A 13,668-nucleotide genomic window follows, 5' to 3' on the forward strand; every position below is an offset into this window, starting at 1 on the left:
GAATATAATAAGAATCAAACATTGCCTAAAAGTGGGGAGCGGTCGAGAAATTTGATCCGGCCGAAGACATCCTGCTGAAATGCTATCAAATCAGGCGTGGAGAGATAATCGGTGTAATCGGTATTATGGAAAAAATCCTCGCGAGTCTGAACCGTTTCGATTTTGCCTTTGCTCAAGGCAATAATTTCATCGGCAAGATCAAGGATAATGTCGCCAAAGTGCGAGATGATAATCATGCCGACACCGTCTTTCTTAAGCCTTGCAACCATACTTTTAAACTTTTCGATGCCCTGCCGGTCCAATCCGCAGGTCGGCTCATCGAAAAATATAAATTCCGGTTTGAGTGACAAGATGGTTCCAAAGGCGAGTTTTCTTTTCTCCCCGCCCGAAAGCGTAAAAGGATTACGGCCGGAATATTTATCTTTATCCAGACCGATCAGCGAATAGCATTGCCCGGCGATATGCTCAATGTTATCAAATCCCAGATTTTCAGCGCCGAAACGGATCTCTCTATCAACCGTCTCAAGGAAAAACTGCCGCTCCGGCTGCTGGAATGATACGACCAGTTTTCCCGGCGAAGGAGCAAAACCTTCATAATTGATCCTTCCGGAATCGGGCTTGATGAGTCCGGCCAACAATTGAATCAAAGTCGTTTTGCCGCTGCCGGAAGGCCCCACCAGACCATATACCCGGCCGGATTCCAGCCTGAGATTGAGCCTGTCGAATAATTTATTATCCGGGCCGCTTTCATAACTGAAACTGACCGAATCCATTAATATCGCCGCGTTTCCCGCTGTAACTGAAACAGCTGTCGATGATTCAGCAATATTGGCGGAATCCGGCAACGACCCGGCGACGACTTGATATTTTAGCGGGATATCGATTCCGAGAGAGTCAGGAGATGTTGTATTTCTGAAAATACGCTCGGGGGTATTATCGGCTTCAACACGACCATCTCCAAAGACAATCATTCTTTTATATAATTCAGCCTCTTCGGCATACTGCGTAATCCTCAGGACAGTAAGATCTTTTTTTTCGGCAAGGAGCAGATCGATCGCTTTATTGAGCAGTCGCTTGCCGGTCTGATCGAGATATGAGCCGGGCTCATCGAGAATAAGAATATCGGGCTCGGCAACCATAACCGCCGCAAGGGCCAGCCGCTGTTTCTCTCCGCCTGAAAGATCCGAAGTAAGCTTGTTGCGAAAATCGATCAGACCGAAAAATTGAAGCATTCTCTCAACCCGGCGGTGCATCTCATCATACGGAATATTCATATTTTCAAGGGAAAATGCCACTTCGCGTTCGACCGTGGTTGAAACGAGTTGGTTGTCGGGATTTTGGAAAACCAGCCCCACTTTTTGCTTGAGTTTGCGGTTATCCTGTTCGACCGAAGGATCCAAACCATCGATTGAGATCGTACCCGAGGTCGGGCGAAGAATCCCATTGATCAACAGGGCCAGGGTGGTTTTACCGGAACCGTTGTTGCCGACAATGGCCACCTTCTCCCCCCTGGCAATATGGAGATTCAGGTTATTAAGAGCCGCCGATCCCCCGGGATAAGCGAATGTTACATTTTCGAATCGAATCATAATAAAACCGCCGATGGCTTAGATAACACCATCGGCGGCAATAATCAAGGTAAATAAATTCTAACCCTTGTAGCAAATATCCAGTTCGCGCGCCGCTTTGACCTCATTGAGACGTCGGACAGGCGTCGTATGCGGAGCGGCATGCAGCATATCCGGATCGGTTTCGGCTTCTTTGGAGATGGCAATGAGCGTCTCTGCGAATTTTTCCAGGGTTTCTCTGGTTTCGGTTTCCGTCGGCTCAATCATAAAAGCCTCGGGAACAATAAGCGGGAAATAAACCGTAGGCGAATGGAAGCCATAATCCAACAGCCGTTTGGCGATATCGAGCGCCTTGACGCCCAATTTCTTCTGGCGGCTGCATGACATGACAAATTCATGCTGGCAGGATGTCTCATACGGCATATCGAAATAATCCTTTAGCAGGAACCGAAGATAGTTGGCATTGATAATGGCATTTTCCGAGACTTCTCGCAGCCCATCGGCGCCCAGCGTTCGGATATATGCAAAGGCACGGACATCATTGGCGAAGTTGCCATAGAAAGTATGCAGTCTTCCGATCGACTTCGGCCGATCGAAATCCAGCGTCAGTTTTCCGTTGAGCTTAACCACCACCGGTAAGGGCAGGAATTGAGCCAGTTCCTCCGTTACGGCGACTGCTCCGGCGCCCGGGCCGCCGCCGCCATGAGGGGTCGAGAAAGTCTTGTGCAGGTTGAAATGCAGAATATCAAAACCGATCTTGCCGGGCTGATAAATTCCAAGCTGTGCATTCAGGTTGGCGCCATCCATATAGAGGAGGGCGCCGGCGTCATGCAATATTCCCGCAATCTCTTTGACATTGGATTCAAAGAGACCGACGGTGTTCGGGTTGGTCAGCATCATGGCGGCGACATCTTCATTGACCGCCGCCTTGACCGCTTCCGGATCGATAATGCCGTTTTCATTCGATTTTACCTGCACGGTTTCATAACCGGCCAGGGTCACCGAAGCGGGATTGGTGCCGTGGGCGGAATCGGGAATGAGTATTTTTTTCCTGGCGTTTCCCTTATCCTTGTGATAGGCCCGGATAATCAACAGGCCGGCAAACTCGCCCTGGGCCCCGGCGGTCGGCTGAAGCGAGATGGCATCAAAACCGGATATTTCCTTCAGATATTCGCCCAGTTCATACATAATATGAAGCGCACCGGAAGCGGTATAACAGGGCGCCATGGGGTGCAGCCCGGCAAATCCGGGCAACGAGGCGGCCTTGTCATTCATCTTCGGATTGTACTTCATGGTGCATGAACCGAGCGGATAGAAGCCCTTGTCGATATGATGATTTTTCACCGACAGGCCGATATAGTGCCGCATTAATTCGCTCTCCGCAACTTCCGGCAGGGCGGCGTCTTCGCGGCGGCGGTACTTCGCGGGAATGAAACCGAGAAGTTTTTCCTCGGAATCGGATGTCTTCGGCATCGGGCATCCGACCATCCCGGAGGATGATTTGTCGTATATAAGGACTTTATTGTTCATGTTACATTTGAACCCGACTGATCAACCCTCCTCGGGCGGAGGCGGGTTTTTCAGCTTCTCTATTGTTTCCTTTATTCTTGTGGAATCCTCGTAATTGGGATAATTCTTCAAGAATGTTTCATAATGATTGATGGCGGCGGTAGTGTCGCCCTTTTTGCGAAGAGCGTAACCCAGCCAGAGTTCACCGTCAATGGCCGATTCGCTGCCGTTATATTTCTTAATGACTTTTTTAAACTGTGCGATGGCATCATCATACAACTTGTCGCGCATCAATATGCCGCCGATACTAAGCATGGCATCGGGAGTTTTGCCCTCGGCGTTGTCAGGATCGGCATCGATGACTTGCCGGTAATATTTCATGGCCATATCATACATGCCGCGGCTTTCGTATTTCTCTGCAATTATGGCATTGACCTCGACAGTGGCGTTGGTATCGGCCATGCGGAGATAATCGGCCAGCGTTCCGACATCATTAAGATAGTTATTGACAGTTTCAATGAACTCTTCGGCCGGCAGGAAGCCGCCGATGCGCTCGATTTCGGTCCCATCGCTTTCGGTTATGACCAGGGTCGGATAGCCGGGGATGATATATTTCTGAGCGGTGAGAGTATCCACTTCGGCATTAATTTTGGCAAAGACCATTGATTTCGACATCTCAATGACGGCCGAGTCGGAATATGTGAAAGAATCAAGACGTTTGCACCAGACACACCAGTCGGTATAGAAGTCGATGATAATTTTCTGGTTTTTCGCCTGAGCCGTCTCAAGGGCGGTTGCATAATCGGTCACGAAATTGATCTCGTTGGGGCTGACGACGGCATCCTCAGCCTTTTTGGCACAGCCGATCATAATCGACAGAACGACGGCGATGAATAATGTCGTAATTGTCAAAGCTAATTTGATACCCTTGCGCATATTGTCTCCTATTGTCTTGACGGTTCTTGTATCCTATTCTTTCTTTTCAGCTTTTTCCCAGCCGTCGCCGAGGATCATAGTCAAAATGTTTTCCGCCTCCTCGCGTAATTCCGAGGGGACGTGCACCTGGAACTTGCCGACACCTTTTCCGGTCACCGAGGGCAGATTCAGACCGACCTGTCCGAAGAAACCCGATTCCGAGATAATTACGGCCGGGATGTCGTACGAAACAAGCGTTTCCCTGGCGTAATCAGCGGCGGTTTTCTCATTAATATAGGCAATCAATTCATAGCCGCCCCTATCTTCCTCATCGCCGTTGAATTCGTGGCCGCAATTGGGACAGGCGGTCAGGTCGGCATCGAAAGACTCATCACATTTTGGACAGTACGGCATCGGTAGAGAATTCCCCCAAAGCTGCGCCAAGTGCCTCGATTTCCCGGTCGGTTCGTTTCTCGGTAAGAGCAATCAAAAGAGCATAATCCATATCGGGATAAAACCGGCCAAGATTGACGCCGGGCAGGATGGCTTTCTTGTCGATAACTTTTTCTATCAGTTCTTTGGCCGGAACCGGTGTTCTGACCACAAATTCGCGCACAAAATCGCCCTTGAAATATGGTTCAAACGACCGCAGACCGAAAAGCTGTTCGGCCGCACGGTGCGCTTTTTCCATCGAGAGCAGGGCCACCTGCTTCAGTCCCTGCTTTCCCATCAGCGACATATAAACAGTCGCCATGGTGGCACACAGGGCCTGGTTGGTGCAGATATTCGAAGTCGCCTTCTCCCGCCGTATATGCTGTTCGCGGGTCTGAAGCGTCAGGACAAATCCGGGATGGCCGTCTTCATCCTCGGTCCTCGCCACCAAACGTCCCGGCATAAAGCGGACCAGCTCCTGTTTGACTGCGAAGAAGCCCAGAAGCGGGCCGCCGAAATTAAGCGGGATCCCCAGCGGCTGTCCTTCGCCGACGGCGATATCGGCTCCGCAATCGGCCGGCGTTTTAAGCACGGCTGCGGCGATCGGATCGACGACCGTGACAAAATAGCCGCCGACCTTGTGAATTATCTCCGCTCCGATTTCGATATCCTCGATAATTCCGAAAAAATTCGGCTGGGCCAGAATGACGCAGGCGGTGTTGTCATCGACAGCATCTTCGAGTCGATTAAAATCGGTTTCGCCGTCCCGGTACGGAATAATCACGATATCAATATCGCGCCCGGACAGATACGTCCTTATAACATCCCGAAAAAGAGGATTGACCGTATCCGAGATGACTATTTTGGAACGGCGTGTCTTCCCCAGCGACAACGAGGCCGCTTCGGCGGCCGCCGAAGCACCGTCGTACATCGAGGCATTGGCCGCATCCATGCCGGTCAGCCGGCAGATGTGGCTCTGAAATTCATAAATAACCTGAAGCGTCCCCTGCGCCACTTCGGCCTGATAAGGCGTATAGGCGGTGACAAATTCGGGACGTCCGGTAATGGTCTCCACAGCGGCCGGTATGAAATGATCATAAACTCCGCCACCGGCAAAAATCGTCAGGCCGCTCCTATTATCTCCTGAAATCCGCTCGATTTCCCGCATCAGCTCCATTTCCGGGAGCGGTTTGGGAAGATCGAGTGATGATTTCATTTGAAGATTTTCGGGGATTGGCCTGAGGAGATCATCTATTTTACCGACGCCTATTTTTGCGAGCATTCGGCGCCGGTCATCATCAGTATTGGGTATGTATGACATGTTGAAATAATGAATCCTATTCAACCAATTTTTTGTAACTGTCTGCCGTCAGCAGACGATTCACTTCCTCCATATTGCTGATTTCAAGCTTAATCATCCAACCTCCCCCAAACGGCTCACGGTTAATAATCATCGGGTCATCCTCCAATTTGGGATTGACCGCAACGACTTTGCCTGAAACCGGCGAAAAGAGATCGGAGACAGCCTTGACCGCTTCGATGGTCCCAAAGGGCTGCATAGCCTTGACAATGGTACCTTCGGCGGGAAGTTCCACAAAAACTATATCACCCAGCTCTCCCTGGGCATATTCGGTTATTCCTACAGTTGCGGTATTGCCTTCGATTTTCAACCATTCGTGTTCTTTAGTATATCTCAGTCCGGCAGGAATATCCAAGTGTCACCTCCAAGTCCTATTTGTTTTATAAATCCATTATGGGTTAATTGATTTGGCGGATTTCTCCGCCTCCTGCTCTCCCAATTTTTGAATAAATCCGGTATCAAAATTGCCGGCAATAAAATCGGGGTGGCTCAAAATCTTTTTGTGATAGTCGATTGTGGTCGGGATACCCTCGACAATAAATTCCTCAAGGGCAAACCTCATTTTATCAATGGCCTTCTGGCGATTCTCCGCCCTGACAATCAACTTGGCAATCATGGAATCATAGTAGGGCGGAATGACATATTTGGCATAGGCAGCGGTATCGACTCTGACACCGCGGCCGCCGGGAACATGAAAGGATGTAATCTGACCGGGGGCGGGACGGAAGCCCTTTTCGGGGTCTTCGGCGTTGATACGGCATTCAATCGAGTGGCGTTTCAGGATAATATCTTCCTGACGCATTCCCAGTTTTTCGCCTGAAGCAACCATTATTTGTTCACGAACGAGGTCATTGTCGGTAGCTTCTTCGGTTACAGGATGCTCCACCTGGATACGAGTGTTCATTTCCATGAAATAGAAATTGCGGTCCTTATCAACCAGAAATTCCATGGTTCCGGCGCCAAGATAATTGATGGTGGACGCACCTCTGACGGCGGTGCGACCCATCAGGGCCCGCAGTTCCGGGGTAACGATCGGCGAGGGACATTCCTCGATCAGCTTCTGGTGTCTTCTTTGAATGGAGCAGTCTCTTTCGCCATAGTGAATAATATTACCGAAGGAATCCCCCATAAGTTGTATTTCCACGTGATGAGGCTCTTCAATTACTTTTTCGATATAGACATCTGGATTACCGAAAGCCGACTCACCTTCGTTACGGGCCATCTGGAAACCGGTTTCCAATTCGGAATTATCGCGGCATAACCGCATCCCTTTGCCGCCGCCACCGGCGACAGCCTTGATTAAAACCGGATAACCAAGTTCGACGGCAATTGATCGCGCTTCCTCGATGGTTCCGACGACACCTTCCGAGCCCGGAATGACCGGAATGCCGGCATCGCGCATCACCTGCTTGGCCACACCCTTGTCGCCCATTTTACGGATCATTTCAGGTGTCGGTCCTATAAATGATATGCCGCAGGATTCGCATATTTCGGCAAAAGCGGCATTTTCGGCAAGGAAACCGTAGCCCGGATGTATAGCATCGGCGTTGGTCACTTCGGCGGCCGATATGATCCTTTTCGGGTCAAGGTAACTGTTCGCAGCCAGAGGCGGACCGATACAGACGTCCTCATCCGCAAACCGGACATGAAGAGAATCCCGGTCGGCTTCACTGTAAACAGCCACAGTCTTGATGCCCAACTCGCGACAGGACCTGATGACCCGCAGGGCAATTTCGCCACGATTGGCTATTAAAACTTTCTTAAACAATGATTTTCCTATCTTTCAAAAAATGCTAAAACTTATTGAATTCCGATTTCTGCTCGGCCGGCTCGCCAGTCTCTTTCCCTTCCCAGCGATCGGCGGCGCCGGTAATACCCTTGACGCGCAGATCGAAATCATCCGCATTGGTGCACTGACTCATGGCCTCTTCGAACGAAATCAAACCATTCCGATACAGTTTCATAATTGACTGATCGAACGACATCATGCCGTATTGCTGCCCGCCCTGCTCGATTAAATCAAGAATCTCAGGGGTTTTGTCCTGATCGAGAATATACTCTCGAACCGCCGCCGTGTTGATCATGATTTCCAGCGCCGGAACCCGTCCGGGCATATCGGATCGGCTTAACAGCCTCTGGCACACAATGGCTTTAAGGGTGCCGGCCAGAAGAAGCCGAATCTGCTGGTGCTGATGCGGCGGGAAAAATGAGATAATACGCGAAATCGTTTCGACCGCATTGAGCGTATGAAGTGTCGTAAGAACCAGGTGGCCGGTATCGGCGGCGGTCAGGGCAATCGACATGGTATCGATATCACGAATTTCACCGATCATAATGATGTCCGGGTCCTGGCGTAATGAATGCCGCAGGGCCGAGGCAAATGACTCGGTATCGGCCCCCACTTCGCGCTGGCCTATAATACATTGCTTGTCGCGGTAAATATATTCGATCGGATCCTCGACCGTCAGGATATTATCGACCCGATTCGAGTTCATATGTTCGATCATGGCCGCCAGGGTGGTCGATTTGCCGGAGCCGGTGGTTCCGGTAACGACAATCAAACCGCGTTCTTCGTGAGAGAGACGCTTGATTGTTTCCGGCAAGTTCAATTCCTCAAAAATAGGAATTCGTGTATTGACCGCACGGATGGCGATACCCGTAGTCCCGCGCTGACGAAACAGATTTATCCTGAACCGCCCCAGCTTGGCCACCGACAGCGCCAGATCCATTTCATTTTTCTTGCGAAACCGTTCCAGTTGCTGTTCGGACAAAATCTGCCCGACTATATTCTCCATAACATCAATGGTAATCGGATCGGTAGCGATAGGTTCAAGAATACCGTTAACTCGAAGGTGCGGCCGAATTCCGACGCGAAGGTGCAAATCGGATGCCGCACGATTGAGCATTTCTACCAGCATTTGTTTGAGCTTCATGGCACAATCCCCTGAATGAAAAAAAACTTTTAACTTTCCGGATCAATCAGGAAAAGGACCTGGCCAAACTCAACCGGTTGAGCATTTTCGATCATAATCCTGGCGACCCGGCCGGCCACCTCGGATTCGATCTCATTCATCAGTTTCATGGCTTCGACAATACAAACCACCTGGCCCACTCCAATTCTCTGATTGAGAGTCACATATGGCTGGGCATCGGGCGCCGGAGCGGTGTAATACGTGCCAACCATAGGCGACTTAATCTCTACATACTTCTTTTCGGCATCTATCGCCGCCGAATCCACATTAGAGATTGCCGGCGCGGGCGGTGGGGCGGATTGTGCCGGTGGAGACGTGGGAATCGCTTGAACCGTCAAAGGCTGGTCGGAACGCCCGTTATCGCCGACCAGGCGGCGCGTAATACGGATTTTCCTTCCCCAGCTCGAGACCTCAAGCTGATCGATTTTTGAATCTTCAACCAGCTTTATTAATTTCTTAATCGTTTTTTCATTCATAATAAACCCTCTCCAGGATTATGACCCGAAAAGATAACATATAAAAACTATAGCTCCAACAATTTTTTTGGAGCTTTGTTCATTACACGAGCCCCTTTATTCGTGACCAGAACATCATCTTCAATGCGGACCCCGCCCCAGTCGGCAATATAAATACCGGGTTCGACAGTGACGATCATGCCGGTCTTCATAGAATCGATGCTTTTCGGCCCAAGTGACGGCTGGACATGGACATAAATGCCTATTCCATGACCGGTTCCATGGCCGAAATTCTTCTTAAAACCGGCTCGGTCGATGATATTTCTGGCGGCCGCATCAATCATTTTTCCGTCAGCTCCCGGCCTAATCTTCTTTATGGCAGCGAGTTGTGCCTTTAGAACCAGATTATATATCCTTTTCTGACGGCTGGTTGCCTTACCCATTACGATTGTCCGTGTAATATCTGATACGTAACCATTGTAACTTGCGCCAAAATCAAAGGTTACAAAATCACCAGGGGCGATTTTCTTCTTCGAAGCAACCCCGTGAGGGTAAGCTGAGCGATAACCGGAAGCGACAATAGTGTCGAAAGCTGGTTTGTCGGCCCCAAGCATTTTCATCTGGTATTCCAGTTCGGCACAGACTTCCAGCTCCCGCAGGCCGGGCTTGATATAACCCAGAATTCTGTCGAAAGCGATGTCGGCGATGTCGACCGCCTTCTGGATAAGTTCAATCTCCCCTTTATCTTTGATGGTCGAGAGAAAGTCCACTGCGGCCTTAGTCGAAACCAGAAGAGCGCCACCAAGGCTTTCGCGAAGCGTGTCAAGCTGGCTGCATAACAGGTAATCGGCCTCATAGCCATAGCGAATATTTTTGCCTTGAAATTGCTTCAATTCCTTCAGTTCGGTCAGTGGCTGGCCCTTCGTTAAGACTACCCGGGCTCCCTTTACTTCTTTTTTGGCTGCTTCAAAAAAACGGCTGTCGCACAAAATATGGGCATTCTTTTGGGTGATTATCAAAAGTCCGGTGTCGCCGGTAAAACCGCAAAGATATCTTATATTGGCCATACGGCTGACCACAAAACCGTCCAGATTTTCAGCTTTCATCATTTTCTGGAATTTTTGAATCCGTTCACGATACATATTACTTTCTTCCTTACTTTTTTATAGACTGCTGCGTTTTTTCTATTTTTTCAAGTAATTGCGGATTGCCGTTCTTTTCCGCAAGTTCCTGGAATATTTGCAGGGCCAGTCGGGGGTGCCCTTGTTTTAAAAGAAGATCACCGAGTGTTTCGGTTTTAAATGGCAATTCCCGCAGAGGGAGTTCCTTAATATCAGTAATATCAGTTTCTTCCGTTTTTTTCTTCAAGACCAGGACCCTGGTCAATTCTACGGCCTTGGATTTGTCGAAATTGACCGGAGAGCTCAGGGCGTTGGTATTGGGTTCGATTTCGATAATTTTTGAGTAATACGCAAAGGCAGTAGTTTCCTCCCCGGCCTTGAATTTCAAATCACCCAGGTATTTGAGGGCGACAAGATTGTCCGGGTCGTATTGCAGAATTTTATAGAACTGCTCCTCGGCCGCTTCATATTGCCCCGTATGATATAAGGATCGGGCATAAACAATTCGGCCGGATAGAATTTCGGGATATTCTTTCAGGCGAATCATGCAAAGTTCAATTGCCCGCGCGTACTTCTTCTCCAGGAAATATTCCATGGCGAGCGCCGGCCAATAGCCCTTTGAGGCCAGATCCGACAATAAATTAACGGTCATAAAGCATTATACCTAAAATAATACATAAAGTTAAGGATATTTAGCGGCAAAGTTTAAGTCAAGGGATCATTCGACTGAACGTTAGTCTAAATCCAGTCGAACCAATCCCAGAACTCGGTGCGTATGGTGCGGAAGAATTTTCGATATATATGTTCGCTGATTTTCCTCTTGCCGCAATATATATTGGCCACGCCGGTCATTCCCGGCTTCAATACATGCCCTTCATTGGGGACACGGCATGACACTTTGAATATTCTGTCTCCCCTGTTATTCAAATAAATTTTGGTGCCGATTCGATATACGGTTCCATAAAATGATAATGACGGATAGCCGCGCGCTTTGAATTTCACTTTCTGGTCCAGCGCGATATCGGCCAGTTCCTTTTCCGAAAGGGTAATCTCGGCATCAAGCGTATCCAGATTAGCGATCTCGCAGGCTACTTCGCCGGTATCGACACTGATAACTGTACCGTTGATGGGCGATTTTATTTCATAGAAATCACGTTGCCGTTTGTGAAAATCGATCTTGCTTTGCAGTTGTTCAATTTCGGCTTCTTTGGCCCTGATTTCCTCCGGTCGTGCGCCCGCCAGCAGAAGGTCAAGTTCATTTTTGGCCGCCCGCACTTTGGCCGCCTGGACGACCGAATCGGTCCGGGAATCTTCCCAATCCTGAACAGAGATGACTTTCTTATTCAGCATCTCATTCTTTCGCGTCAGATTTCTCGTGGACAACTCCAACTGGGCTTCCAGTCCCTGCAGCGTGTTCCTGGCCTGGGCAATTGATTCCGGCCGCGCGCCAAGTTTGAGAATCTGAAGTTCCTCCCGGGCCTGGTTCAACTGCGCCGAATATTCTTCGATAAAGCGTGATGTCTCGCTGTTGGCCAGACGTGCGATGACCTGATTTTCGGCGACATCATCGCCGATAGTGACCAGCGGGATAAGGCTGGTGGTGCTGTAGTCCCCTCCGAAAACCGACACCTGCCGCTGATTTTCGGCATTGGGCTGATCGGCGTTATAACGGATCAACTGGGCATAACCGATGTTGTCATATTTCAGAAGAAGCGAATGGCGCGGATTTACAACCAGTTCGCCTTTGACCCTTAGTTCTATTTTTACAAAAACGGATAACAGGATCAAAAGAGCGACGATAATTACTGTTATCGAAAGAGTTTTCTTTCTTCTGAGAAATCCTGTTTTCGACTTAACCAAACCGGCCATTCCTTTGGCTGTGTCCGCTATTATATTTCTGAACAAAAACACCATTATGGCGGCAAAAATCAAGAATCCGGTGCCGCCCAGTTCGGATACCAAAAACCTTTCTACCACCAGAAAAAAGTATCCGAGAACAAAAAGTATATAAATAAAAGACAAAATTCCATAGTAAAAATAAATTCTTTTTTCTCTTTCCGGGATATTGGCCAGGCCCTCATCGCGCGGATAGAACAATTTTTTTATTTCCGCCCGCCAGTACATTTTGGCCTTGAGTCGCAGATTGGGGATTTCCAGCCAGTCGCTGAGCAGGTAATAACCGTCATAGCGGAGAAGCGGATTGAAATTAAAAAGAGTCGATATCCCGGTAAACGAAAGCACCGCCAGGGCGACTTTGTTCAACAAAATATCCTGCTGGGTGACCCGCCAGACCAGCACCGCTACGGCCCAGATAAAAATTTGAAAGAATCCGCCTGAAAAAGAAACCAGCAGACGTTTATACTTTTCCGGGAACAGCCAGGCATCGGAGACATTGCAATAAAAGGCGGGCTGAAAATAAATAAGCAGAAAACCGATCTCGCGCACTTCCCCGCCATAATACTTGCAGGTCAGACCATGCGCGAATTCATGCATTAAGATCACCACAAATGATGATAAATACAGAATAACTATTCCCTGGACATTAAGCAGCCCGACGAAGCCGTCGGCCATGGCACGAAGGTTATTCATCGTGATAAAGAAGGCAAAACCGATCAGAAGCGTGGCCAAAACAATAAATTTGCGCGTCATCAGCCACCGCACTTTTTCGATCAGCCGGTCGAAGATATTGCCCGGATTGAAAGCCTTGACCTTGATGAAGACCAGTCTTCCAAGAGTGGTTCGGTGTTTTTCGGCGGAAGCTTCTTTCTGCTTTTTGAGAAGTTCCTTGCGCGTCAAATCGTTATCGAGAAAGCAGAGATCCTGCATCTGCCCGGCGAAAGCCTCAAGTTCGGCCGGTTCGAGATCGGTTTCAAATTTGGCCTTAAAGGCGGTGGCGATATCTTCAAGTCCGGTTTTGCCGTCAAAGCTTTTTATAATAAAATATTCCGGTCCGCCAACCTTGAAGAACTGGGCGGTAATGGGGTCCTTGATAACATAATGGAAAGAGCCGTCCTTCTGGGGGATTTTCTGGATAATCAGATCATCGCGAATTTTAGGCGGCTTGTTTTCCATAACTGATTATGCTTCCTGCAAAACTTTAATATAATGGATTAAGATAAGATTAGTCAAAGAGAAACATGTCTTCAGCAGAGGCCGTTTCAGACACAATTTTGTCAGAATTAGAATGTCTTATTATACAAATAAATCATCAGTACCATGAAGATGATGCCGGTATAAACACCGAGCATGTAGGATGACCGCCAGAACGGCACTCTCTTTTTGCTCTTCGGCAATTTCAATAATGAGCCGCAATGCTTACAGAGAATCGCTCCGGGA

Annotated in this window: 12 protein-coding genes; all 12 read right to left on the reverse strand. The window is 49.0% G+C overall.

Features of this window, described 5'->3' with window-relative positions:
* Positions 1–14: 14 nt before the first annotated feature.
* Positions 15–1,589, reverse strand: a complete 1,575-nt coding sequence (locus CVT49_02145; protein ID PKK84644.1) for a hypothetical protein — start codon at positions 1,587–1,589, stop codon at positions 15–17.
* 60 nt (positions 1,590–1,649) lie between these two features.
* Positions 1,650–3,098, reverse strand: coding sequence for a glycine dehydrogenase (aminomethyl-transferring) (locus CVT49_02150; GenBank protein PKK84645.1), 1,449 nt, complete (start codon positions 3,096–3,098; stop codon positions 1,650–1,652).
* 21 nt (positions 3,099–3,119) lie between these two features.
* Entirely contained in the window at positions 3,120–4,013 is an 894-nt protein-coding gene (locus CVT49_02155; GenBank protein PKK84646.1) for a hypothetical protein, read from the reverse strand.
* A gap of 33 nt (positions 4,014–4,046) precedes the next feature.
* Positions 4,047–4,406 carry a hypothetical protein gene (locus CVT49_02160; GenBank protein ID PKK84647.1) on the reverse strand — a complete coding sequence of 120 codons (360 nt, stop codon included), beginning with the start codon at positions 4,404–4,406 and terminating at the stop codon, positions 4,047–4,049.
* Positions 4,384–5,745: an aminomethyl-transferring glycine dehydrogenase gene (locus tag CVT49_02165; protein PKK84723.1), complete on the reverse strand. Its 1,362-nt coding sequence runs from the start codon at positions 5,743–5,745 to the stop codon at positions 4,384–4,386. The genes CVT49_02160 and CVT49_02165 overlap by 23 nt, the downstream gene beginning before the upstream one ends.
* 16 nt (positions 5,746–5,761) lie before the next feature.
* The gene (gene gcvH / locus CVT49_02170) at positions 5,762–6,139 is read right to left on the reverse strand and encodes a glycine cleavage system protein H (protein PKK84648.1); all 378 of its coding nucleotides are present in this window, start codon (positions 6,137–6,139) and stop codon (positions 5,762–5,764) included.
* A 36-nt stretch (positions 6,140–6,175) separates the two neighbouring features.
* Positions 6,176–7,552, reverse strand: a complete 1,377-nt coding sequence (accC, locus tag CVT49_02175; protein ID PKK84649.1) for an acetyl-CoA carboxylase biotin carboxylase subunit — start codon at positions 7,550–7,552, stop codon at positions 6,176–6,178.
* Between the two features lie 25 nt (positions 7,553–7,577).
* A complete protein-coding gene (locus CVT49_02180; GenBank protein ID PKK84650.1) occupies positions 7,578–8,717 on the reverse strand; it encodes a type IV pili twitching motility protein PilT in 1,140 nt (379 codons plus the stop codon).
* Positions 8,718–8,746: 29 nt separating this feature from the next.
* Positions 8,747–9,232 (reverse strand): acetyl-CoA carboxylase biotin carboxyl carrier protein, encoded by a 486-nt coding sequence (gene accB / locus CVT49_02185; GenBank protein ID PKK84651.1) that lies wholly within the window; start codon positions 9,230–9,232, stop codon positions 8,747–8,749.
* A 47-nt stretch (positions 9,233–9,279) separates the two neighbouring features.
* Positions 9,280–10,353 carry a Xaa-Pro dipeptidase gene (locus CVT49_02190; protein PKK84652.1) on the reverse strand — a complete coding sequence of 358 codons (1,074 nt, stop codon included), beginning with the start codon at positions 10,351–10,353 and terminating at the stop codon, positions 9,280–9,282.
* A gap of 13 nt (positions 10,354–10,366) precedes the next feature.
* Positions 10,367–10,984 (reverse strand): hypothetical protein, encoded by a 618-nt coding sequence (locus CVT49_02195; GenBank protein ID PKK84653.1) that lies wholly within the window; start codon positions 10,982–10,984, stop codon positions 10,367–10,369.
* A gap of 86 nt (positions 10,985–11,070) precedes the next feature.
* Positions 11,071–13,404, reverse strand: a complete 2,334-nt coding sequence (locus CVT49_02200; protein PKK84654.1) for a hypothetical protein — start codon at positions 13,402–13,404, stop codon at positions 11,071–11,073.
* Positions 13,405–13,668: the final 264 nt, after the last annotated feature.

Source organism: candidate division Zixibacteria bacterium HGW-Zixibacteria-1 (assembly GCA_002838945.1).
Classification (GTDB): domain Bacteria; phylum Zixibacteria; class MSB-5A5; order GN15; family PGXB01; genus PGXB01.

What these genes read in the sequence shown, in the direction of transcription:
- accB (PKK84651.1), bottom strand. Translation starts at nt 9,232, where the DNA reads ATGAATGAAAAAACGATTAAGAAATTAATAAAGCTGGTTGAAGATTCA.
- CVT49_02200 (PKK84654.1), bottom strand. Translation starts at nt 13,404, where the DNA reads ATGGAAAACAAGCCGCCTAAAATTCGCGATGATCTGATTATCCAGAAA.
- CVT49_02160 (PKK84647.1), bottom strand. Translation starts at nt 4,406, where the DNA reads ATGCCGTACTGTCCAAAATGTGATGAGTCTTTCGATGCCGACCTGACC.
- CVT49_02190 (PKK84652.1), bottom strand. Translation starts at nt 10,353, where the DNA reads ATGTATCGTGAACGGATTCAAAAATTCCAGAAAATGATGAAAGCTGAA.
- CVT49_02145 (PKK84644.1), bottom strand. Translation starts at nt 1,589, where the DNA reads ATGATTCGATTCGAAAATGTAACATTCGCTTATCCCGGGGGATCGGCG.
- CVT49_02180 (PKK84650.1), bottom strand. Translation starts at nt 8,717, where the DNA reads ATGAAGCTCAAACAAATGCTGGTAGAAATGCTCAATCGTGCGGCATCC.
- CVT49_02165 (PKK84723.1), bottom strand. Translation starts at nt 5,745, where the DNA reads ATGTCATACATACCCAATACTGATGATGACCGGCGCCGAATGCTCGCA.
- CVT49_02195 (PKK84653.1), bottom strand. Translation starts at nt 10,984, where the DNA reads ATGACCGTTAATTTATTGTCGGATCTGGCCTCAAAGGGCTATTGGCCG.
- CVT49_02155 (PKK84646.1), bottom strand. Translation starts at nt 4,013, where the DNA reads ATGCGCAAGGGTATCAAATTAGCTTTGACAATTACGACATTATTCATC.
- CVT49_02150 (PKK84645.1), bottom strand. Translation starts at nt 3,098, where the DNA reads ATGAACAATAAAGTCCTTATATACGACAAATCATCCTCCGGGATGGTC.